33 protein-coding genes are annotated in these 20,534 nt (G+C 62.1%); 31 read left to right on the plus strand and 2 right to left on the minus strand.

The window, feature by feature from the left end; translation table 11 throughout:
• From DES43_RS23340 to rplQ, 28 genes are all read left to right on the plus strand, one after another.
• Positions 1 to 98 (plus strand): EF-Tu C-terminal domain-related protein (locus tag DES43_RS23340; protein WP_425359066.1); only part of this gene is annotated, 98 nt, incomplete at its 5' end.
• 66 nt (positions 99 to 164) lie between these two features.
• Positions 165 to 473, plus strand: a complete 309-nt coding sequence (gene rpsJ / locus DES43_RS10235) for a 30S ribosomal protein S10 (protein ID WP_006205468.1) — start codon at positions 165 to 167, stop codon at positions 471 to 473.
• Positions 474 to 531: 58 nt separating this feature from the next.
• Positions 532 to 1,257, plus strand: coding sequence for a 50S ribosomal protein L3 (rplC, locus tag DES43_RS10240; RefSeq protein WP_035032267.1), 726 nt, complete (start codon positions 532 to 534; stop codon positions 1,255 to 1,257).
• Positions 1,257 to 1,877 carry a 50S ribosomal protein L4 gene (rplD, locus tag DES43_RS10245; protein WP_035032270.1) on the plus strand — a complete coding sequence of 207 codons (621 nt, stop codon included), beginning with the start codon at positions 1,257 to 1,259 and terminating at the stop codon, positions 1,875 to 1,877. Before rplC ends, rplD begins: the two co-directional genes overlap by 1 nt.
• The gene (locus DES43_RS10250; protein WP_035032273.1) at positions 1,874 to 2,167 is read left to right on the plus strand and encodes a 50S ribosomal protein L23; all 294 of its coding nucleotides are present in this window, start codon (positions 1,874 to 1,876) and stop codon (positions 2,165 to 2,167) included. Before rplD ends, DES43_RS10250 begins: the two co-directional genes overlap by 4 nt.
• A gap of 22 nt (positions 2,168 to 2,189) precedes the next feature.
• Entirely contained in the window at positions 2,190 to 3,023 is an 834-nt protein-coding gene (gene rplB / locus DES43_RS10255) for a 50S ribosomal protein L2 (RefSeq protein ID WP_035032276.1), read from the plus strand.
• 16 nt (positions 3,024 to 3,039) lie between these two features.
• Entirely contained in the window at positions 3,040 to 3,318 is a 279-nt protein-coding gene (rpsS, locus tag DES43_RS10260; protein WP_035032279.1) for a 30S ribosomal protein S19, read from the plus strand.
• A gap of 2 nt (positions 3,319 to 3,320) precedes the next feature.
• The gene (rplV, locus tag DES43_RS10265; protein WP_035032281.1) at positions 3,321 to 3,710 is read left to right on the plus strand and encodes a 50S ribosomal protein L22; all 390 of its coding nucleotides are present in this window, start codon (positions 3,321 to 3,323) and stop codon (positions 3,708 to 3,710) included.
• Entirely contained in the window at positions 3,710 to 4,426 is a 717-nt protein-coding gene (gene rpsC / locus DES43_RS10270) for a 30S ribosomal protein S3 (RefSeq protein WP_035032284.1), read from the plus strand. Before rplV ends, rpsC begins: the two co-directional genes overlap by 1 nt.
• Positions 4,427 to 4,451: 25 nt before the next feature.
• Positions 4,452 to 4,865 (plus strand): 50S ribosomal protein L16, encoded by a 414-nt coding sequence (gene rplP / locus DES43_RS10275; RefSeq protein WP_035032287.1) that lies wholly within the window; start codon positions 4,452 to 4,454, stop codon positions 4,863 to 4,865.
• Positions 4,866 to 4,877: 12 nt separating this feature from the next.
• Positions 4,878 to 5,078: a 50S ribosomal protein L29 gene (rpmC, locus tag DES43_RS10280; protein ID WP_035032290.1), complete on the plus strand. Its 201-nt coding sequence runs from the start codon at positions 4,878 to 4,880 to the stop codon at positions 5,076 to 5,078.
• A 10-nt stretch (positions 5,079 to 5,088) separates the two neighbouring features.
• Complete coding sequence (gene rpsQ / locus DES43_RS10285; RefSeq protein ID WP_035032293.1) at positions 5,089 to 5,328, plus strand: 30S ribosomal protein S17; 240 nt, start codon at positions 5,089 to 5,091, stop codon at positions 5,326 to 5,328.
• A gap of 77 nt (positions 5,329 to 5,405) precedes the next feature.
• On the plus strand, positions 5,406 to 5,774 hold the full coding sequence (gene rplN / locus DES43_RS10290; RefSeq protein WP_024924768.1) for a 50S ribosomal protein L14: 369 nt from the start codon (positions 5,406 to 5,408) through the stop codon (positions 5,772 to 5,774).
• Between the two features lie 12 nt (positions 5,775 to 5,786).
• Positions 5,787 to 6,101 (plus strand): 50S ribosomal protein L24, encoded by a 315-nt coding sequence (gene rplX / locus DES43_RS10295; RefSeq protein ID WP_035032298.1) that lies wholly within the window; start codon positions 5,787 to 5,789, stop codon positions 6,099 to 6,101.
• The gene (rplE, locus tag DES43_RS10300) at positions 6,094 to 6,666 is read left to right on the plus strand and encodes a 50S ribosomal protein L5 (RefSeq protein WP_035032301.1); all 573 of its coding nucleotides are present in this window, start codon (positions 6,094 to 6,096) and stop codon (positions 6,664 to 6,666) included. The genes rplX and rplE overlap by 8 nt, the downstream gene beginning before the upstream one ends.
• Positions 6,667 to 6,692: 26 nt before the next feature.
• Complete coding sequence (gene rpsN / locus DES43_RS10305) at positions 6,693 to 6,998, plus strand: 30S ribosomal protein S14 (RefSeq protein ID WP_035032304.1); 306 nt, start codon at positions 6,693 to 6,695, stop codon at positions 6,996 to 6,998.
• A gap of 12 nt (positions 6,999 to 7,010) precedes the next feature.
• A complete protein-coding gene (rpsH, locus tag DES43_RS10310) occupies positions 7,011 to 7,409 on the plus strand; it encodes a 30S ribosomal protein S8 (RefSeq protein ID WP_035032307.1) in 399 nt (132 codons plus the stop codon).
• Between the two features lie 86 nt (positions 7,410 to 7,495).
• Complete coding sequence (rplF, locus tag DES43_RS10315) at positions 7,496 to 8,029, plus strand: 50S ribosomal protein L6 (protein WP_035032310.1); 534 nt, start codon at positions 7,496 to 7,498, stop codon at positions 8,027 to 8,029.
• An 84-nt stretch (positions 8,030 to 8,113) separates the two neighbouring features.
• Complete coding sequence (gene rplR / locus DES43_RS10320; protein WP_035032313.1) at positions 8,114 to 8,473, plus strand: 50S ribosomal protein L18; 360 nt, start codon at positions 8,114 to 8,116, stop codon at positions 8,471 to 8,473.
• Between the two features lie 149 nt (positions 8,474 to 8,622).
• Positions 8,623 to 9,192 carry a 30S ribosomal protein S5 gene (rpsE, locus tag DES43_RS10325; RefSeq protein WP_035032316.1) on the plus strand — a complete coding sequence of 190 codons (570 nt, stop codon included), beginning with the start codon at positions 8,623 to 8,625 and terminating at the stop codon, positions 9,190 to 9,192.
• Positions 9,193 to 9,217: 25 nt separating this feature from the next.
• Complete coding sequence (gene rpmD, locus DES43_RS10330; RefSeq protein WP_035032319.1) at positions 9,218 to 9,415, plus strand: 50S ribosomal protein L30; 198 nt, start codon at positions 9,218 to 9,220, stop codon at positions 9,413 to 9,415.
• Between the two features lie 22 nt (positions 9,416 to 9,437).
• Positions 9,438 to 9,911 (plus strand): 50S ribosomal protein L15, encoded by a 474-nt coding sequence (rplO, locus tag DES43_RS10335; RefSeq protein WP_035032322.1) that lies wholly within the window; start codon positions 9,438 to 9,440, stop codon positions 9,909 to 9,911.
• Positions 9,912 to 10,039: 128 nt separating this feature from the next.
• Positions 10,040 to 11,380, plus strand: coding sequence for a preprotein translocase subunit SecY (gene secY, locus DES43_RS10340; protein WP_035032336.1), 1,341 nt, complete (start codon positions 10,040 to 10,042; stop codon positions 11,378 to 11,380).
• Positions 11,377 to 11,967: an adenylate kinase gene (locus DES43_RS10345; protein ID WP_035032339.1), complete on the plus strand. Its 591-nt coding sequence runs from the start codon at positions 11,377 to 11,379 to the stop codon at positions 11,965 to 11,967. Before secY ends, DES43_RS10345 begins: the two co-directional genes overlap by 4 nt.
• Before the next feature lie 194 nt (positions 11,968 to 12,161).
• Positions 12,162 to 12,530: a 30S ribosomal protein S13 gene (rpsM, locus tag DES43_RS10350; RefSeq protein WP_035032425.1), complete on the plus strand. Its 369-nt coding sequence runs from the start codon at positions 12,162 to 12,164 to the stop codon at positions 12,528 to 12,530.
• Between the two features lie 120 nt (positions 12,531 to 12,650).
• Positions 12,651 to 13,040, plus strand: coding sequence for a 30S ribosomal protein S11 (gene rpsK, locus DES43_RS10355; RefSeq protein ID WP_133675074.1), 390 nt, complete (start codon positions 12,651 to 12,653; stop codon positions 13,038 to 13,040).
• A 100-nt stretch (positions 13,041 to 13,140) separates the two neighbouring features.
• Positions 13,141 to 14,151 (plus strand): DNA-directed RNA polymerase subunit alpha, encoded by a 1,011-nt coding sequence (locus DES43_RS10360; RefSeq protein ID WP_035032345.1) that lies wholly within the window; start codon positions 13,141 to 13,143, stop codon positions 14,149 to 14,151.
• A 105-nt stretch (positions 14,152 to 14,256) separates the two neighbouring features.
• On the plus strand, positions 14,257 to 14,685 hold the full coding sequence (gene rplQ / locus DES43_RS10365; protein WP_035032348.1) for a 50S ribosomal protein L17: 429 nt from the start codon (positions 14,257 to 14,259) through the stop codon (positions 14,683 to 14,685).
• A gap of 61 nt (positions 14,686 to 14,746) precedes the next feature.
• Here the strand turns inward: rplQ and msrQ are convergent, their stop codons facing one another.
• Both msrQ and msrP read right to left on the minus strand, forming a co-directional pair.
• Positions 14,747 to 15,400, minus strand: a complete 654-nt coding sequence (gene msrQ / locus DES43_RS10370) for a protein-methionine-sulfoxide reductase heme-binding subunit MsrQ (RefSeq protein ID WP_035032351.1) — start codon at positions 15,398 to 15,400, stop codon at positions 14,747 to 14,749.
• Entirely contained in the window at positions 15,400 to 16,341 is a 942-nt protein-coding gene (gene msrP / locus DES43_RS10375) for a protein-methionine-sulfoxide reductase catalytic subunit MsrP (RefSeq protein WP_035032428.1), read from the minus strand. Before msrP ends, msrQ begins: the two co-directional genes overlap by 1 nt.
• A 267-nt stretch (positions 16,342 to 16,608) precedes the next feature.
• Between msrP and DES43_RS10380 the strand changes: the two genes are divergently transcribed.
• The 3 genes from DES43_RS10380 (at position 16,609) to DES43_RS10390 (ending at position 20,478) form a co-directional block, all read left to right on the plus strand.
• Positions 16,609 to 18,096, plus strand: coding sequence for a DegQ family serine endoprotease (locus DES43_RS10380; RefSeq protein ID WP_035032431.1), 1,488 nt, complete (start codon positions 16,609 to 16,611; stop codon positions 18,094 to 18,096).
• A 10-nt stretch (positions 18,097 to 18,106) separates the two neighbouring features.
• On the plus strand, positions 18,107 to 19,414 hold the full coding sequence (locus DES43_RS10385; protein ID WP_035032356.1) for a replication-associated recombination protein A: 1,308 nt from the start codon (positions 18,107 to 18,109) through the stop codon (positions 19,412 to 19,414).
• An 83-nt stretch (positions 19,415 to 19,497) separates the two neighbouring features.
• Positions 19,498 to 20,478 (plus strand): RluA family pseudouridine synthase, encoded by a 981-nt coding sequence (locus DES43_RS10390; RefSeq protein ID WP_035032358.1) that lies wholly within the window; start codon positions 19,498 to 19,500, stop codon positions 20,476 to 20,478.
• Positions 20,479 to 20,534: the final 56 nt, after the last annotated feature.

A 20,534-nucleotide genomic window follows, 5' to 3' on the forward strand; every position in this document is an offset into this window, starting at 1 on the left:
TGATCGTGCCGATCGCCATGGAAGAGCGCCTGCGTTTCGCTATTCGTGAGGGTGGTCGCACCGTCGGCGCCGGCATCGTCGCTGAAATCGTCGAATAAGAACAAACAATCGATCTGTCGCGGGCGGGTAAACGCCCGCGCCGCGCCAGAACAAGGAATAGACGAATGAACGGACAGAATATCCGCATACGCCTGAAAGCGTTCGACCATCGCGTGCTCGATGCTTCGACGCGTGAGATCGTTTCGACGGCCAAGCGCACCGGCGCCAATGTCCGCGGCCCGATCCCGCTGCCGACCCGCATCGAGAAGTTCACGGTCAACCGCTCGCCGCATGTGGACAAGAAGAGCCGCGAGCAGTTCGAGATGCGCACCCACAAGCGTCTTCTCGACATCGTGGACCCGACCCCGCAGACGGTCGACGCGCTGATGAAGCTCGATCTGGCCGCAGGTGTGGACGTCGAAATCAAGCTCTGAGAGCTGAAACATGAGCTCCCTGGGGCCACCCGGAGCTCCTCTGAAGGAAAATGAACCGATGCGTTCAGGTGTAATTGCACAGAAGCTGGGAATGACCCGCATCTACAACGATGCCGGCGAGCATGTCCCCGTTACGGTTCTCCGCATGGAGAACTGCCAGGTCGTCGCACAGCGTACGCAGGAAAAGAACGGCTACACGGCCGTTCAGCTCGGCGTCGGGCTTGCCAAGGTCAAGAACACGTCGAAGGCTATGCGCGGCCATTTCGCCGCCGCTTCCGTGGAGCCCAAGGCCCGGCTGGCCGAGTTCCGCGTCTCCGACGACAACCTGCTCGACATCGGTGTCGAGATCACTGCCGATCACTTCGTTCCCGGCCAGAAGGTCGACGTGACCGGCACCTCGACCGGTAAGGGTTTTCAGGGCGTCATGAAGCGCCATAACTTCGGTGGCGGTCGTGCCACGCACGGTAACTCCGTGTCGCACCGTTCGCACGGCTCGACCGGTCAGCGCCAGGACCCCGGCAAGGTGTTCAAGGGCAAGAAGATGGCCGGCCACATGGGTGCCACCCGCGTCACCACGCAGAATGTCGAGGTTGTTTCGACCGACGTCGAGCGTGGCCTTATCCTGATCCGCGGCGCCGTTCCCGGCACCAAGGGCGCCTGGATACTGGTGCGCGACGCCGTGAAGGCGGCTCTGCCCGAGAACGCTCCGAAGCCGGCCGCTTTCCGCGCCGCTGCCAAGGCTGCTGAAAAGAACGAAGCTCCGGCCAATGAGGGAGCGGAATAATGGACATCAACATCAAAACGCTCGCCGGCAAGGACGCCGGCAAGGTCGAACTCTCCGACGAGATTTTCGGTCTTGACCCGCGCGAAGACATCCTCCAGCGCGTCGTGCGCTGGCAGCTTGCCAAGAAGCAGCAGGGCACCCATCAGGCCAAGGGCCGTGCGGACATCGCGCGCACCGGCGCCAAGATGTACAAGCAGAAGGGTACGGGCCGCGCCCGCCACCATTCGGCCCGGGCTCCCCAGTTCCGCGGCGGTGGCAAGGCCCATGGTCCGGTTGCCCGCAGCCATGAGCACGACCTGCCCAAGAAGGTCCGCGCGCTCGGCCTCAAGCATGCCCTGTCCGCCAAGGCAAAGGCATCGTCCATCATCGTCATCGACGAGCTGAAGCTTGAAGAGGCGAAGACGAAGTCGCTGATCGCCAATCTGAAGTCGCTGGGCCTGACTAACGCGCTGGTCATTGGCGGTGCGGAGCTGGATGCCAACTTCAAGCTGGCGGCCACCAACATTCCGAACATCGACGTGCTGCCGGTTCAGGGCATCAACGTCTACGACATTCTGCGCCGCGGCACGCTGGTCCTTTCGAAGGCCGCCGTCGAGGCTCTCGAGGAGCGCTTCAAATGACCGACCTTCGTCATTACGATGTGATCGTCTCGCCGGCGATCACCGAAAAGTCGACCATCGCTTCCGAGCAGAACCAGGTCGTGTTCAACGTGGCCAAGAAGGCGACGAAGCCGGAAATCAAGGCTGCTGTCGAGGCGCTGTTCGGCGTCAAGGTTTCGGCCGTGAACACACTTGTCCGCAAGGGCAAGGTCAAGCGCTTCCGCGGCACGATCGGTCGCCAGGGTGATGTCAAGAAGGCGGTCGTGACGCTGGTCGACGGTCACTCCATCGACGTCGCGACGGGCCTGTGAGCGAAGCGGCGAGGACAAGAAAATGGCACTGAAACACTATAATCCGATCACGCCGGGCACGCGCCAGCTGGTCATCGTTGACCGCTCCGGCCTTCACAAGGGAAAGCCGGTCAAGGGTCTGACCGAAGGCCTCACCAAGTCCGGCGGTCGCAACAATGCCGGCCGTGTTACCGCCCGCTTCATCGGTGGCGGTCACAAGCGCACCTACCGTATCATCGACTTCAAGCGTCGCAAGCTTGACGTCGTCGGCACGGTCGAGCGTCTGGAATACGATCCGAACCGCACCGCCTTCATCGCCCTGGTGAAGTACGAGGACGGCGAGCTGAACTACATCCTGGCCCCGCAGCGTCTCGCTGCCGGCGACAAGGTTGTTGCCGGCGAATCCGTCGACGTCAAGCCGGGCAATGCGATGCCGCTGTCGGCCATGCCGGTCGGCACCATCGTGCACAACATCGAGCTGAAGCCCGGCAAGGGTGGGCAGATCGCCCGTTCCGCCGGTGCCTATGGCCAGCTCGTCGGCCGCGACCAGGGCATGGCGATCCTTCGCCTGAACTCGGGCGAGCAACGCATCGTGCACGGCTCGTGCTTCGCGACCGTCGGTGCTGTCTCCAACCCGGAACACGCCAACATCAAGGACGGCAAGGCCGGCCGCACGCGCTGGAGGGGCAAGCGTCCCCACAACCGCGGTGTTACGATGAACCCTGTCGACCACCCCCACGGTGGTGGTGAGGGCCGCACATCCGGTGGTCGCCACCCGGTGACCCCGTGGGGCAAGCCCACCAAGGGCAAGAAGACGCGGTCCAACAAGGCGACCGACAAGTTCATCGTGCGCTCGCGTCATCAGCGCAAGAGCTAATAAGAGGTAAGCCCCTGTGACTCGTTCTGTTTGGAAAGGCCCCTTCATCGACGGCTACCTTCTGAAGAAGGCAGACAAGGTTCGTGAAGGCGGTCGCAATGAGGTGATCAAGATGTGGAGCCGCCGCTCCACCATCCTGCCGCAGTTCGTCGGCCTCACCTTCGGTGTTTACAATGGCCAGAAGCATGTTCCCGTTTCGGTGAACGAAGACATGGTCGGCCATAAGTTCGGTGAATTTGCCCCGACCCGTACCTATTACGGTCACGGAGCGGACAAGAAGGCGAAGAGGAAGTAACGATGGGCAAGGCCAAAGCTCCGCGCAGGCTTGCTGACAACGAGGCGCGCGCCGTCCTGCGCACGATCCGCGTCAGCCCGCAGAAGCTCAATCTGGTTGCCGCGCTCATCCGTGGCAAGAAGGTTCAGACTGCGCTCAACGATCTGGAATTCTCGCGCAAGCGTATTTCCGAGACGGTGAAGAAAACACTGGAATCGGCGATCGCAAACGCAGAGAACAACCACGATCTCGACGTTGATTCGCTGATCGTCGCGGAAGCCTACGTCGGCAAGTCGATCATCATGAAGCGTTTCCACGCCCGTGGCCGGGGTCGCGCCAGCCGGATCGAAAAGCCGTTTTCGCACCTCACGATCGTCGTTCGTGAAGTGGAAGAGAAAGGGGAGGCCGCATAATGGGCCAGAAAATCAATCCGATCGGTCTCCGCCTCGGCATCAACCGGACCTGGGATTCGCGCTGGTACGCGAACACCGGAGAGTACGGCAAGCTGCTGCACGAGGACCTGAAGATCCGTGAATACCTGGAGAAGGAGCTGAAGCAGGCTGCCATTTCCAAGGTGGTGATCGAGCGTCCGCACAAGAAGTGCCGCGTGACCATTCACGCCGCCCGTCCGGGCCTCATCATCGGCAAGAAGGGCGCCGACATCGAGAAGCTTCGCAAGAAGCTGACCGAGATGACGCAGTCGGAGACGCATCTGAACATCGTCGAGGTGCGCAAGCCCGAGACCGACGCAACCCTGGTCGCGCAGTCCATCGCGCAGCAGCTCGAGCGCCGTATCGCGTTCCGCCGCGCCATGAAGCGCGCCGTCCAGTCGGCCATGCGCCTGGGCGCCGAAGGCATCCGCATCAACTGCTCGGGCCGTCTCGGTGGCGCTGAAATCGCTCGCATGGAATGGTACCGCGAAGGACGCGTTCCGCTTCACACGCTGCGTGCCGACGTGGACTACGGCACCGCCGAAGCGCAGACCGCCTATGGCATCTGCGGCGTCAAGGTGTGGGTGTTCAAGGGCGAGATCCTCGAGCATGACCCGATGGCGTCCGAGCGTCGCGCGACCGAAGGCGAGGCCAATACCGGCGATCGTGGCGGCCAGCGTCGTCGCGAAAACGCCTGATAATTGAGAATTTGGAGCAAGTAAGATGCTGCAGCCAAAGCGCACAAAGTTCCGCAAGCAGTTCAAGGGCCGTATCCACGGCACCGCCAAGGGCGGCACCGATCTGAATTTCGGTGGTTTCGGACTGAAGGCGCTGGAGCCGAACCGCGTCACCGCGCGTGAGATCGAGGCGGCCCGCCGTGCGATCACCCGTGAAATGAAGCGCGCCGGCCGCGTGTGGATCCGTATTTTCCCGGATCTGCCCGTGACGAGCAAGCCCACCGAAGTCCGCATGGGCAAGGGCAAGGGCTCGGTCGACTACTGGGCGGCACGGGTGAAGCCCGGCCGCATCATGTTCGAGATCGACGGCGTTCCGGAAGATGTCGCGCGTGAGGCGCTGCGTCTGGGTGCGGCCAAGCTTTCGGTGCGCACGCGTTTCGTGCAGCGCATTGCTGAATAAGGAAGAGCAGAGATGAAAGCTTCAGATATCCGCTCGAAGACGCAGGATCAGCTCTCTGACGAACTGGCTTCCCTGAAGAAGGAGCAGTTCAACCTGCGCTTCCAGAAGGCCACCGGCCAGCTTGAGAAGACCGCCCGCGTAAAGCAGGTCCGCAAGGACATCGCTCGCATCAAGACCATCGCCGCGGAAAAAGCCGCGGCCAAGAAGGCATAAGGAAAAAACCATGCCGAAGCGTATTCTGCAGGGCGTCGTCGTCAGCGACAAGAATGACAAGACCGTCGTCGTGAAGGTGGAGCGCCGCTTCACCCATCCGGTGATGAAGAAGGTCGTGCGCATGTCGAAGAAGTACAAGGCGCATGATGAGAACAACGTCCACAAGGTTGGCGATACCGTCCTGATTCAGGAATCGGCGCCGATCTCCAAGGATAAGCGCTGGGTCGTCGTGGCCCAGGACCAGGCTTGATTGGGCGTTTAGCGAATTTTGGACAGACCGGGGAGGGGCAGGGCCTCTCCCAATAGAGAAGAAAAAGGCGGCCAGTCATGATTCAGATGCAAACAAACCTCGACGTGGCGGATAACTCCGGCGCCCGTCGTGTCATGTGCATCAAGGTGCTGGGCGGTTCGAAGCGGAAGTACGCCTCCGTGGGCGACATCATCGTGGTGTCGATCAAGGAAGCCATTCCGCGCGGCCGCGTTAAGAAGGGCGATGTGATGAAGGCGGTCGTGGTTCGCACGGCCAAGGACATCCGCCGTCCCGACGGCAGCGTGATCCGGTTCGACAAGAACGCAGCGGTTCTGGTCGACAACAAGAAAGAGCCGGTCGGCACGCGTATCTTCGGGCCGGTTCCGCGCGAGCTTCGCGCGAAGAACCACATGAAGATCATTTCGCTTGCGCCTGAAGTGCTGTAAGGAGCCGCAACCATGCAGAAGATCCGTAAAGGCGACAAGGTTGTCGTTCTGGCCGGCAAGGACAAGGGCCGCTCCGGCGAGGTCCTCTCCGTACAGCCGAAGGAAGACACCGCCATCGTGCGTGGCGTGAACCTCATCCGCCGCCACCAGAGGCAGACCCAGTCTCAGGAAGGCGGCATCATCACCAAAGAGGCGCCGATTCATCTGTCGAATCTCGCGCTGGCCGATCCCAAGGATGGCAAGCCGACCCGCGTTGGCTTCCGCGTCGAGCAGGACGGCAAGAAAGTGCGCTTCGCCAAGCGCTCGGGAGAAACGATCAATGGCTAAGGCAGCACAGGCAGAAGCCAAGAACACGCCGCGCCTGAAGAAGGTCTACAACGAGACCATCCGCAAGTCGCTTCAGGACCAGTTCAACTACTCGAACGAAATGCAGGTTCCGCGCATCGAGAAGATCGTGCTGAACATGGGCGTCGGCGAAGCGACTGCGGATTCCAAGAAGCCCTCCGTCGCTGCCGAGGATCTTGCGCTCATCACCGGCCAGAAGGCTGTCGTGACCCGCGCGCGCAAGTCGATCGCCGGCTTCAAGGTTCGCGAAAACATGCCGATCGGCGCGAAGGTTACCCTCCGCAATGAGAAGATGTATGAGTTCCTGGATCGTCTCGTGAACATCGCGCTTCCGCGCGTTCGCGACTTCCGCGGCCTCAACCCGAAGAGCTTTGACGGCCGTGGCAACTATGCCATGGGCCTCAAGGAGCACATCGTGTTCCCCGAGATCAACTACGACAAGGTTGATCAGATGTGGGGCATGGACATCATCGTTTGTACGACTGCGAAGACGGACGACGAAGCCCGGGCACTGCTCAAGGCTTTCAACTTCCCCTTCCGCCAGTAACGGCAGCGAGCAAAGGAAAATCTGAAATGGCAAAGACCAGCTCAGTCGAGAAGAATAACAGGCGCCGTAAGCTTGTCGACCAGTACGCAGCCAGGCGTAAGGCGCTGAAGGACATCGTGATGGACCAGTCGCTGCCGCTTGAGGAGCGCTTCCGCGCCCAGCTCAAGCTGTCGGCCCTGCCGCGCAATTCGGCGAAGGTCCGTATCCGCAACCGTTGCGAAGTCACCGGCCGCCCGCGCGCCTTCTATCGCAAGCTTAAGCTTTCGCGTGTCGCGCTGCGCGATCTGGGCAACACGGGCAAGATCCCGGGCCTGGTCAAGTCGAGCTGGTAAGGAGTAGACGAGATGTCCCTGAGCGATCCTCTCGGCGATATGCTGACCCGTATCCGTAACGCCTACGGCCGCAAGAAGAACAGCGTTTCGACGCCGGCTTCTCGCCTCCGCGCCCGCGTCCTCGACGTGCTGAAGGCGGAAGGCTACATTCGCGACTACAGCCAGACCGACTTCGGCAACGGCAAGTCCGAGCTCGAGATCGAGCTGAAGTATTTCGATGGCAGCCCGGTTGTGCGCGAGATTTCGCGCGTTTCGAAGCCCGGCCGCCGCGTCTATGTTTCGGCGAAGTCGATCCCGCAGGTTGCCAACGGCCTTGGCATCGCCATTCTTTCGACGCCCAAGGGCGTTATGGCCGATCACGAGGCCCGTGAGCAGAATGTCGGCGGGGAAGTTCTCTGCCAGGTCTTCTGATCCCGTAACCGTTCCGATAGGAATTGCCGGTGAGACACGGTTCTCCCGACGAGACCTGAAACAATAAGAGTGACGAGGACAACACCATGTCTCGTATTGGTAAGAAGCCCCTGTCCGTACCGCAGGGCGTCACCGCGACCATCGATGGTCAGACCGTGACGGCGAAGGGTCCGAAGGGCGAACTGAAGTTCGTCGTCAACGACGAGGTTCTGGTCAAGCTTGAGAATGGCGAGATCAGCGTCGAGCCGCGCGACGGGTCCAAGGACGCGCGTTCGAAGTGGGGCATGTCCCGCTCGCAGATCGAGAACATCCTGGTGGGCGTCAAGGACGGCTTCGAGCGCAAGCTCGAAATCCAGGGCGTCGGTTATCGTGCCGCCATGCAGGGCAGGAACATCCAGCTTTCGCTGGGCTTCAGCCATGAGGTGGTCTACGAGGCCCCCGAGGGCATCACGCTTGCCTGCCCGAAGCCGACCGAGATCAGCATCACCGGCATCGACAAGCAGAAGGTTGGCCAGGTTGCCGCCGAGATCCGCGAATATCGCCAGCCGGAGCCCTACAAGGGCAAGGGTGTGCGCTACGCGGGCGAAAAGGTCTTCCGCAAGGAAGGCAAGAAGAAGTAATAACGTCAACGCCACGGGAAGATGCCGCGGGAGACATGGTCTACCGCACAGGGTATCTCCCGTTTTACAAGGCAGGAAATACCAATGGCTTCCAAGGAATCCACCCAGCGCCGCGCGGCGCGCGTTCGCCGCCAGCTCAAGGCCGTCTCCAACGGGCGTCCGCGCCTTTCGGTTCATCGCACTTCCAAGAACATCTATGTTCAGGTGATCGATGACGCGCAGGGCCGCACGCTGGCCGCTGCCTCGACCCTTGAAAAGGAATTCAGGGCTTCGAAGAAGACGGGCGCCGACACCGCTGCTGCCGCTGAAGTCGGCAAGCTGATCGCCGAGCGCGCCGTCAAGGCCGGCGTCAAGGAAGTGGTGTTCGACCGCGGCGCCTACATCTACCACGGCCGCATCAAGGCTCTGGCTGAGGCTGCCCGCGAGGGTGGACTGAGCTTCTAGGACGTTTCGGGAGAAGTCGGCGACAAAAAAGTTGCTGACTTTTTCGCTCGGATCGTTCACAGGAGACGTGAATTTCGCCGCCGGCATCCCAGAACAGGGCTGCCGGCATTCAGCAATCCGTGCTTCCGGAAAAAAACAAGGATCAGGATATGGCACAGGAACGTAGGGAAGGCGGCCGCGATCGCAATCGTGACCGCGAAGAGCGCGACGACGGCATTGTCGACAAGCTCGTTCATATCAATCGCGTCGCCAAGGTGGTGAAGGGCGGCCGTCGCTTCGGTTTCGCCGCGCTCGTCGTCGTCGGCGACCAGAAGGGCCGCGTCGGCTTCGGCCACGGCAAGGCGCGCGAAGTGCCGGAAGCCATTCGCAAGGCTACCGAGTCCGCCAAGCGCGACATGATCTTCGTGCCGCTGCGTTCGGGCCGCACCCTCCATCACGACGTGGAAGGCCGTCATGGCGCCGGCCGCGTTCTGCTGCGCACCGCCAAGCAGGGTACCGGCATCATCGCCGGCGGTCCGATGCGCGCTGTGTTCGAGACGCTCGGCATGCATGACGTCGTCGCCAAGTCGATGGGCTCGTCGAATCCGTACAACATGATCCGCGCCACGTTCGATGCGCTCAAGAAGCAGATGCATCCCAAGGACGTGGCCGCCGCTCGTGGCATCAAGTACTCGACCCTCCAGGCTCGTCGCGGCACTGCCGTGGCTGCCGAGGAATAGTCGGCGCTGACGAGGGACCATCATCATGGCAAAGAAAGCTACCAAGACCATCACCGTTGAGCAGATCGGCTCGCCGATCCGCCGTCCGAAGGAACAGCGCGCGACGCTGGTCGGCCTCGGCCTCAACAAGATGCACAAGCAGCGTACGCTGGAAGATACGCCTTCCGTGCGCGGCATGATCGCTTCCGTCTCGCATCTCGTCCGCATTGTGGACGAGGGCTGAGCGACAGCGCAGGAGACTGGACATGAAACTCAACGAACTGCGTGATAACGAAGGCGCAACGCCCTCGAAGAAGCGCGTGGGCCGTGGTATCGGCTCGGGCCTCGGCAAGACCGGCGGCCGCGGCGTGAAGGGTCAGAAGTCGCGTTCCGGCGTGGCCATCAATGGCTTCGAAGGCGGCCAGATGCCGCTTTACCGTCGCCTGCCCAAGCGCGGCTTCAAGAATATCTTCGCCAAGAGCTTTAATGCCGTGTCGCTCGCCCGCATCCAGGCGGCGATCGATGCCAAGAAGCTCGACTCCAAGGAGACCGTGACGGTCGAGACGCTGGTCAAGGCCGGTATCGTGCGTCGCCCCAAGGACGGTGTCCGCATTCTGTCCGACGGCGAACTGAAGGCGAAAGTGTCCTTCGACGTTGCCGGAGCTTCCAAGGCTGCGATCGAGAAGATCGAGAAGGCCGGCGGCTCCGTCAAGCTGCCCGAAGCTGCGGCAGCGGAATAATACCGGAATAATGAAGCGGCCGCGTCAATGCGGCCGCTTGCATCTTGGCCACGCCGGGCCTATCTCGGGTCTTCGGTGATACGCGCCGCCCGAAGCGGGCCCCCGCGTCGTCCAGCGGAGAAATTTGCATGGCTTCGGCTGCTGAACAACTGGCATCCAATCTCAATTTTGCGGCCTTTGCCAAGGCCGAGGATCTCAAGAAGCGCATCTGGTTCACGCTCGGTGCGCTCTTTGTGTATCGACTTGGCACCTATATTCCCCTGCCGGGTATCAACCCCGACGCTTTCGCGCAGGCTTTCCAGCAGCAGAGCGGCGGCGTGCTCGGCATGTTCAACATGTTTGCCGGCGGTGCCGTGGAGCGCATGGCGATCTTTGCGCTGGGCATCATGCCCTACATTTCAGCATCGATCATCATGCAGTTGATGACGTCCGTGATTCCCACGCTCGAGGCCCTGAAGAAGGAAGGCGAGCAGGGGCGGAAGATCATCAACCAGTACACCCGCTACGGCACTGTGCTTCTCGCTCTGGTGCAGTCGTACGGCATCGCCGTGGGCTTGCAGGGCGGCAACAACATCGTCACCAATCCGGGCCTTTTCTTCCAGATTTCCACGGTCATCACGCTGACCGGCGGCACCATGTTCCTGATGTGGCTGGGCGAACAGATCACCGCCCGCGGCATCGGCAACGGTATCTCCCTGATCATCTTTGCCGGTATCGTCGCCGGCATGCCCGCCGCCATCAGCGGTACTCTGGAACTCAGCCGCACCGGCGCTCTCTCGACGGGTCTTGTGCTCGCCATCATGGTGCTGGCGGTCGTCGTGATCGCGATCATCGTCTTCGTGGAACGAGCCCAGCGCCGGCTCCTGATCCAGTATCCGAAGCGCCAGGTTGGCAACCGCATGTTCCAGGGCGATACCTCGCACCTGCCGCTGAAGCTCAACACGGCCGGTGTCATCCCGCCGATCTTCGCGTCCTCGCTGCTGCTGTTGCCGGCCACGCTTGCAGGCTTCTCGAACACGCAGAACCTGCCGTCCTGGGCGTCGACGATTCTGACCGCGCTTGGTCACGGACAGCCGATCTACATGTTCCTGTACGGCGCGATGATCGTGTTCTTTGCCTTCTTTTACACCGCCATCGTCTTCAATCCCAAGGATACCGCGGACCAGCTCAAGAAGCATTCCGGCTTCATTCCCGGTTACCGCCCGGGTGAACGCACCGCGGAATACATCGACTATGTGCTTACCCGCATCACGGTGATCGGTGCCATCTATCTTGTCGCCATCTGCCTCTTGCCGGAATATCTGATTGCGGCGACGGGCGTTCCGTTCTACCTCGGCGGCACCTCGCTTCTGATCGTTGTCAGTGTGACGCTTGATACTGTCGCGCAAATCCAGGGCCATCTGATCGCGCACCAGTACGAGGGGTTGATCAAGAAGTCGAAGCTGCGTGGAGGAAAGAGGGGACGATGAGGCTTATTCTGCTGGGCCCGCCGGGGGCGGGCAAGGGGACGCAGGCTCAGAGGCTTGTAAGCAAGTATGGCATCCCGCAGCTTTCCACGGGGGACATGCTGCGTGCCGCCGTTGCCGCGCAAACGCCGGTCGGCCAGCAGGCCAAGGCTATCATGGATGCGGGCGAGCTCGTTTCCGACGCGATCGTCAATGCGATCGTCGCGGAACGAATCGATCAGCCGGATTGCGCCCGTGGCTTCATTCTCGATGGCTATCCGCGCACGCTTGCGCAGGCCGATGCGGTCGAGACCATGCTCCGGGAGCGCGGCCTGAAGCTGGATGCGGTGATCGAGCTGGTTGTCGATGACAGGGCGCTTGTCGGCCGCATCGTCAAGCGTGCAGAAGAGGCAGCGGCCGCTGGCGAGCCGGTTCGCAAGGACGACAATCCCGAGGTTTTCGAGGAGCGTCTGCGCGAATACTACAAGAAAACCGCTCCGCTGATTGGCTACTATCACGCCAAGGGCATGCTCAGGGGCGTTGACGGCATGGCTGCGATGGACGAAGTGACGGCCCAGATCGGGGCGCTGCTGCCGGAGACCGTTGGCTGAAACTTCCTGACCTTCACTTGACGGCAGCGGTCATGTGGAGTATGGCGACCCCTCATTCCCACAAGGCGTGAGGTGGGCGTGCTTTTTTGGCGCGTCTGCTGAATTCTGAGTAAACACCCGCAGGGGCCGGCCTCCACCGGACGCGGGTAATTGCAACAGCGCCGGCTATGGCCGGCCCACATGGAGAACTGAAGATGGCTCGTATAGCCGGCGTTAATATCCCGACCAACAAGCGCGTCGTCATCGCGCTTCAGTACATTCACGGCATCGGCAAGAAGTTTGCCCAGGAAATCGTTGACAAGGTCGGTATCCCGGCTGAGCGTCGCGTCAACCAGCTCACCGACGCCGAAGTTCTGGCCATCCGTGAGACCATCGACCGCGATTATCAGGTCGAGGGCGACCTGCGCCGCGAAGTTTCGATGAACATCAAGCGCCTGATGGACCTCGGCTGCTACCGTGGTCTGCGTCATCGCCGCTCGCTACCGGTTCGCGGCCAGCGCACGCACACCAATGCCCGCACCCGCAAGGGTCCGGCCAAGGCGATTGCCGGCAAGAAGAAGTAATTTTTGGAACGTGTGGGCGAGGGCGGCGGCGCTTGGCGCTGTCCTGTAACTTAGCCGCATGGCTCAAAAGGTGTAGCCGCTGGCATTACGGCGGTGCAGAGATCAACGGAAAGGACAAAAATGGCCAAGGAAGCCGCTCGCGTTCGCCGCCGCGAACGTAAAAACATTTCGTCGGGTGTCGCTCACGTCAACTCGACCTTCAACAACACCATGATCACCATCTCCGACGCGCAGGGCAATGCTATCGCCTGGTCGTCGGCTGGTGCCCGGGGCTTCAAGGGCTCGCGCAAGTCGACCCCGTTCGCCGCCCAGATGGCTGCTGAAGACGCCGCGAAGAAGGCGCAGGAGCATGGCATGCGCACGCTCGAGGTCGAGGTTTGCGGTCCCGGTTCCGGCCGTGAGTCGGCTCTGCGCGCGCTTCAGGCTGCCGGTTTCACCATCACCTCGATCCGTGATGTGACGCCGATCCCGCACAATGGCTGCCGCCCGCGCAAGAAGCGTCGCGTCTGACATTTCATTTCTCTCCGCTTGAGCGCCCACGGGCGCTTTTGCGGTTTTCCAGGTCGCCCGCCACGATTGGATGGTGGTGGGGAAACGGAAGGAAGGCAATATGATCCAGAAAAACTGGCAGGAACTGATCAAGCCGAACAAGGTGGAGTTCTCGTCAAGGAACAAGACGGTGACCACGCTGGTCGCCGAGCCTCTGGAGCGCGGTTTCGGTCTTACGCTGGGCAACGCCCTGCGCCGTGTTCTGCTGTCGTCGCTGCGCGGCGCCGCCGTTACGGCTGTCCAGATCGATGGCGTTCTGCATGAGTTCTCGTCGATCGCCGGCGTTCGCGAGGATGTGACCGACATCGTCCTCAACATCAAGGAAATCGCCATCAAGATGGAAGGCGATGGACCCAAGCGCATGGTCGTTCGCAAGCAGGGCCCGGGTGCGGTGCTCGCCGGCGACATCCAGACTGTGGGCGACGTCGAGATTCTGAACCCCGACCATGTCATCTGCACCCTCGACGAGGGCGCCGAGATTCGCATGGAGTTCACTGTCGACACCGGCAAGGGCTATGTGCCTGCCGAGCGTAACCGCGCCGAGGATGCCCCGATCGGTCTCATTCCGGTCGACAGCCTCTACTCTCCGGTCAAGAAGGTCTCCTACAAGGTCGAGAACACCCGCCACGGCGAGGAGCTCGACAAGGACAAGCTGACCATGACCATCGAAACCGATGGGTCGGTTACCGGCGAGGACGCGGTGGCTTTCGCTGCCCGCATCCTGCAGGACCAGCTTGCCCTGTTCGTCAACTTCGAGGAGCCGCAGAAGGAAGCCGCCGCCGAGCAGGTGACGGAACTCGCCTTCAACCCGGCGCTTCTGAAGAAGGTGGACGAGCTGGAGCTTTCGGTCCGTTCGGCCAATTGCCTTAAGAACGACAACATCGTCTACATCGGCGACCTTATCCAGAAGACCGAGGCGGAAATGCTCCGCACTCCGAACTTCGGCCGCAAGTCGCTGAACGAGATCAAGGAAGTTCTGGCTTCCATGGGTCTGCACCTCGGCATGGAGGTTCAGGACTGGCCGCCGGAGAACATCGAAGATCTCGCCAAGCGTTACGAAGACCAGTACTGAGCCTGAATAGAGCATGGTACCAAGGACCGGGTCGCCCGGTCCGACGGCCATGCGGAAAACCATCGGAGGCCGTGGCCTCCTGAACATCTGAAGAAGGAAAGAGCCATGCGCCACGGTTTCAAAGGCCGTCGTTTCTCCCGCAGCGCGAGCCACCGCAAGGCGATGTTCGCCAACCTCGCAGTCTCGCTCATCGAGCATGAGCAGATCGTGACCACCCTGCCGAAGGCGAAGGACCTGCGCCCGATCGTCGAGAAGCTCGTCACCCTCGGCAAGCGCGGCGACCTGCATGCCCGCCGTCAGGTGATCGCGCAGATCGGCAACGAGGACGTTGTGAAGCGCCTGTTCGACACCATTGCCCCGCGCTACGCCACCCGCAACGGCGGCTATCTGCGTATCATGAAGGCGGGCTTCCGCCGTGGCGACAACGCCCCGCTGGCAGTCATCGAGTTTGTCGATCGCGACACCTCGGCCAAGGGCGCTGGCGACCGCGCCCGCCTCGAGGCCGAAGGCGTCGAAGAGGCTGAAGCAGCCTGATCCTTCGGACAGGACGTTGCATCGAAAAGGCCGGGAGATCGCTCTCCCGGCCTTTTTGCTTTCAGATCTGGTCCGGCGTGACGCGTTGTCCGCCGGCCCCCGCGCGCTTGCGGCGCATGAACAGGGGGCGTAGCGGCCGCCACGCCAGAAGCAGGGCGATGCAGGCGATGTAGAACCACTGCTGTGCCCCGACCACCTTGACCGACATCGCGTAGTGCAGCGCGCCGGCCGCGGCTATGACATAGACCAGCCGGTGCAGCTTGCCCCAGCGCCTGCCCAGCTTGCGGATCGACCACCTGTTCGACGTCAGTGCCAGCGGTATCAGCATGGCCAACCCGGCCATTCCGATGGTGATGAAGGGACGCCGGGCGATGTCTTCGAGGATGGCCGCGAAATTCAGATACTGGTCGAGCACCATATAGGCCGTGAAGTGCATCAGCACATACCAGAAGGCGAGCAGGCCAAGTGCGCGCCGATAGCGCAGGGCATTGATGCCGAAAAGGTCGCGCAACGGCGTAATCGCGAGTGTCGCGATGAGGAAGCGCAGCGCCCACAGGCCCAGAAGATGCTCGAATTCCTTGACCGGATTGCCCGGCAACCGCCCGGTAGCTCCCAGCCAGAAGCCCCACGTGGCAGGAATAAGGCCCACGGCATAAAGCGCCCATACGGAAACCCTGCGCAAGCGCTGCGGCAACGCTGCCTGAAGCTGGGCCATCAGAAGTTGGCCTTCAGGTCCATGCCGGCATAGATGCCTGAAACTTCCTGCTCATAGCCGTTGAAGGGCAGGGTAGGCCGCCGGTTCGCGCCGAAAAAACCGCCTTCGCCGATGCGGGTTTCGCTGGCCTGGCTCCATCGCGGATGGTCGACCTCCGGATTGACGTTGGCATAGAAGCCATACTCGTTCGGGGCTGTCATATTCCATGTGGCTGGCGGCTGCCTTTCGGTGAGCGTGATGCGCACGATCGACTTGATGCCCTTGAAGCCGTATTTCCATGGCACCACCAGCCGCACCGGTGCGCCATTCTGGTTCGGCAGTGTCTTGCCGTACAGGCCGAGCGCCAGAATCGTGAGCGGATGACGCGCCTCGTCCAGCCGCAGGCCCTCCACATAGGGCCAGTCGAGCGGCTGGAAGAAACCGCTCTGGCCGGGCATTTCCTCTGGCCGAACGACGGTTTCGAACGCGACATATTTAGCCGAGCCGAGCGGCTCGACCGTGTCGAGGAGAGCGGCCAGCGGAAAGCCGGTCCAGGGAATCACCATCGACCACGCCTCGACACAGCGCATGCGGTAGATGCGTTCCTCCAGCGGAAACGAAAGAAGCTCCTCCAGCCCGAATTCACGAGGCTTCGAGACCAGCCCGTCGACCTTGACGGTCCAGGGGGTGGGTTTGAATTTGCCGGATCGAGCCTTCGGGTCGCCTTTGCCGAGACCGAATTCGTAGAAATTGTTGTAGGAGGTCGCATCGCTTTCCGGCGTCAGCTTCTCATCGGTGGATAACGGGCTTTCCGTGGATTGGAGCGGCCGGGCCAGCGATCGTGAAGAGGCCCCGAAAGCCAGCAGTCCCGCAGCGCCGGCAAGGAAATGCCGCCGGTTGAGAAATATGGATTCAGGTGTGATTTCCGATGCGGGGATCGAAGGAGGGCGGTAGGCGGGCATGGCCATTGCCTTGCTGGCGTTGTTGCAACATCGACTATATAACCTTCGTTCCGTGCTGTTTCGACCGTCATGAAGAAAAGGGCCGACCACATTTTCGTGTCCTGCTTCACGTCCGGACGAAAGGGCAGCCCAAAACCGGTTGAACGGGGCTGCATTCCTGAAATCTTTTTCACCGTCTTGAAGCGGTCGAAAAATCGGGCTTTGTAAGCCTTTCATTTTGCACAATCGTCACGACAATACGCGGCAACTATGCCGGAGGATTCGTTCATGGCTGCCAAGCGCCTCTCCATTGCCTTTGTCGGAGCCCTGTCGCTGCTTCTTGCGACGCCTTTTGCGTCGCAGGCTGTTTCTCAGGAGAAGAAGGAGTCGCCCGGCCTGTCCGAGGTGTTGACGGATCTGCTTCAGGGGGCCGGCAGTGACGACACGACCGCCGGTCCCGATCGCCGGGTGCCGTTCGGCCGCGAGGAAGTGCAGCTTTCCTATGCGCCGCTCGTCAGGCAGACCGCGCCCGCCGTGGTCAACGTCTATGCGTCCCAGACTGCGCGGGTGCGCTCGCCTTTCGATGGCGATCCGTTCTTCGAGCAATTTTTCGGCCGTTCCATGCCGCGTTCGCAGTCTTCCCTGGGGTCCGGCGTTCTGGTTGACGAAGCTGGCTTTATCGTCACGAACTTCCACGTCATCAAGGATGCGGACGAGGTCAAGGTGGCCATGTCCGACGGACGCGAATTCTCCAGCAAGGTCCTTATGAAGGACGAGTCGCTCGACCTTGCCGTGCTCAAGATCGAATCCGACAAGCCTTTCCCCACCATTGCCATCGGCGATTCCGACGCCCTGCAGGTGGGCGACCTCGTGCTGGCCATCGGCAATCCCTTCGGTGTCGGCCAGACCACCACCTCCGGCATCGTCTCGGCGCTGGCGCGCAGCCATATCGGCATTTCCGACTCCGGATTCTTCATCCAGACGGATGCTGCCATCAATCCGGGCAATTCCGGCGGCGGATTGATCAACATGGGTGGCCAGCTCGTTGGCATCAACACGGCGATCTACAGCCGCAGCGGCGGCTCGATCGGCATCGGATTCGCCATTCCCTCCAATATGGTGCGCGCTTTCGTGGAGGCTGCAAAGACCGGTCGCGACTTCTTCGAGCGCCCCTATATCGGCGCAACCTTCGACGTGATCACGCCGCAGATCGCCGAGTCGCTCGGCATGGAAACGCCCTATGGCGCGCTGGTATCGGCGGTCGAAGCCGGCGGACCCTCCGAGCAGGCCGGCCTGAAGCCCGGCGACGTGGTGCTGACTTTCAACGGCGCGCGCATCGAGGGCGTTGACGCCCTGGGCTACCGCCTGGCGACGCAGCCCATCGGCACGCAGGCCGAACTTGGGGTGTTGAGCAAGGGCGAGGAGAAGAAGGTGGATATTGCTCTCGTGCGCGCACCGGAAGGCGCTTCGGTCACGCAGGTCCAGTTGCGCGGGCGCAGCCCGTTCGCAGGTGCGAAAGTGGCCGATCTGTCGCCGCGTCTGGCACAGCGCCTTGGCATGAGCGCCGACACAAAGGGTGTGGCGGTCGTGGAGGTGGAGCGCAACTCGCCCGCCGGCGGGTTTGGTCTCCTTCCCGGCGACATCGTGCGCGAGGTCAACGGCCAGACGATAGACAGTGCCCGCAAGCTGTCTGACGCATCGCAGCAGAATGCGCGCTGGTGGCGTTTCACCATAGAGCGCGATGGCCAGTTGATGCGTCAGGTTCTGCGTTACTGAGTTCGCAGGCATGACGGACCTTTTCAGTTCCGGCAAGCCGGAAGGAGGGCCGGTCGGCCAGCCGCTCGCCGACCGGTTGCGGCCGAAGAGTCTTTCCGAGGTTGTCGGGCAGGAGCATCTGACCGGGCCCGACGGGGCGCTGACGCGCATGATCCGGTCCGGCTCGCTCGGCTCCATGATCTTCTGGGGGCCGCCAGGGACGGGAAAGACCACGGTGGCGCGGCTGCTGGCTGGCGAAACCAGCCTCGCGTTCGAGCAGATTTCGGCGATCTTCACCGGTGTCGCGGACCTCAAGAAGGTCTTCGAGACCGCCCGCCTGCGCCGTGCCAACGGTCGCCAGACCTTGCTGTTCGTGGACGAGATCCACCGTTTCAACCGGGCCCAGCAGGACAGCTTCCTGCCGGTGATGGAGGATGGCACCGTCATTCTCGTCGGCGCCACCACCGAAAACCCGTCCTTCGAGCTGAACGCGGCGCTGCTCTCCCGCGCCCGCGTGCTGACCTTCCGTTCCCTCGACGAGGAAAGCATAGCAAAGCTTCTGGCGCGTGCCGAGGAAGCCGAAGGCAAGCCCCTGCCGCTCGACGAGGAGGCGAGGGCGTCGCTTATACGCATGGCGGATGGCGACGGCCGCGCTTCGCTCACGCTGTCCGAGGAAGTATGGCGCGCGGCGGGGCCGGGTGAAGTGTTCGATGCCGGGGGCCTGCTTGCCGTGGTGCAGCGGCGCGCGCCGATCTACGACAAGGGGCAGGACGGCCACTACAATCTGATTTCGGCTCTGCACAAATCCGTGCGCGGTTCCGATCCGGACGCGGCGCTCTATTACCTTGCGCGCATGTTCGACGCGGGCGAGGACCCGCTTTATCTCGGCCGTCGGCTGGTGCGCATGGCGGTGGAAGACATCGGCCTTGCCGATCCGCAGGCGCTCGTCGTCGCCAATGCCGCCAAGGATGCCTACGATTATCTCGGCTCGCCCGAAGGCGAACTGGCCTTTGCGCAGGCCTGCGTCTACCTCGCCACGGCGCCGAAGTCGAACGCCGTCTACACCGCCTTCAAGGGGGCTATGCGGGCGGCGAAGGAACATGGCTCGCTGCTGCCGCCCAAGCACATCCTCAATGCGCCGACCAGGCTGATGAAGGAAGAAAGCTACGGTGCCGGCTATCGCTACGATCACGACGAGCCGGATGCCTTTTCCGGACAGGATTACTTCCCGGAGAAGATGGGCCGGCAGACATTCTACGATCCGCCAGAGCGCGGTTTTGAGCGCGAAATCAGGAAGCGCCTTGAATATTGGGCCAAGCTGCGCAAGGAACGCGGCTGACACAGGAATTTTCCCGTGCGGCGCACGGCTCGCAATGGCGGGCGCTTGGTGCTATCTGGCGGCCGGGATCAATGGACAGGCTCATGGCAGGCGTAGAACAGATAACGGTTGAGGCCGGCGAGGCCGGCATGCGGCTCGACCGCTGGTTCAAGGCTCACTATCCGGGCCTCGGCTTCGGCCATTTGCAGAAGCTGTTGCGTTCGGGCCAGGTCCGGGTCAATGGCGGGCGCGCCAAGGCCGACACCCGGGTCGAGCCCGGCCATGTCATCCGCATTCCGCCACTCGACGTCGATCGCAAGGCGAGCGACCAGATGACCGGCTATTCGATCCGCAATCAGGACGATGGTGACGTGCTGGCGCGTATGCTGCTGCACGAGGATCCGAAAGTCTACGTCTTCAACAAGCCGGCCGGACTGGCGGTGCAGGGCGGCTCGGGCGTGACCCGCAATGTCGACGACATGCTGGAAGCCCTGCGCAACAAGAAGGGCGAGAAGCCGCGTCTGGTCCACCGCCTCGACCGGGACACGTCCGGCGTTCTCGTCGTGGCGCGCACGCGATTGGCGGCGATGAAGCTGTCGGAGTCCTTCCGTGCGCGCGAAACGAAAAAGACCTATTGGGCGCTGGTAAAAGGTGTCCCGCCCAAGCGCGAGGACAAGATCTCGACTTGGCTGGTCAAGGAGCAGACTCCGGACGGGGACCGAATGCGGGTCGCGAAACATGGCGAGAAGGGCGCGGATCACGCCGTTTCCTTCTACCGTGTGGTGGAGCAGGCTGCGCAGTCCTTGTCCTGGCTGGAGATGGAGCCCTATACGGGGCGCACGCACCAGCTTCGCGTTCACGCCGCCCATATCGGCTGTCCGATCATCGGCGATCCGAAGTATTTCGAGGCCGATACAAACTGGGATTTCCCCGGCGGTATGCAGAACCGTCTGCATCTGCATGCGCGCCGCATCGTCATTCCGCATCCCGATGGCGGCAAAATCGACGTGACCGCGCCCATGCCGCCGCATATGCGCCAGAGCTGGAACCTGCTCGGTTTGGACGAGCAAAGCGCCGAGGACTAGAGCATTTTGCAGTCGGGTGGGATCGTCTGACGTCGCATGAATGCGGCATGGAAAAG

The sequence above is a fragment of the Aquamicrobium defluvii genome, assembly GCF_004363725.1.
Lineage (GTDB): Bacteria > Pseudomonadota > Alphaproteobacteria > Rhizobiales > Rhizobiaceae > Mesorhizobium > Mesorhizobium defluvii.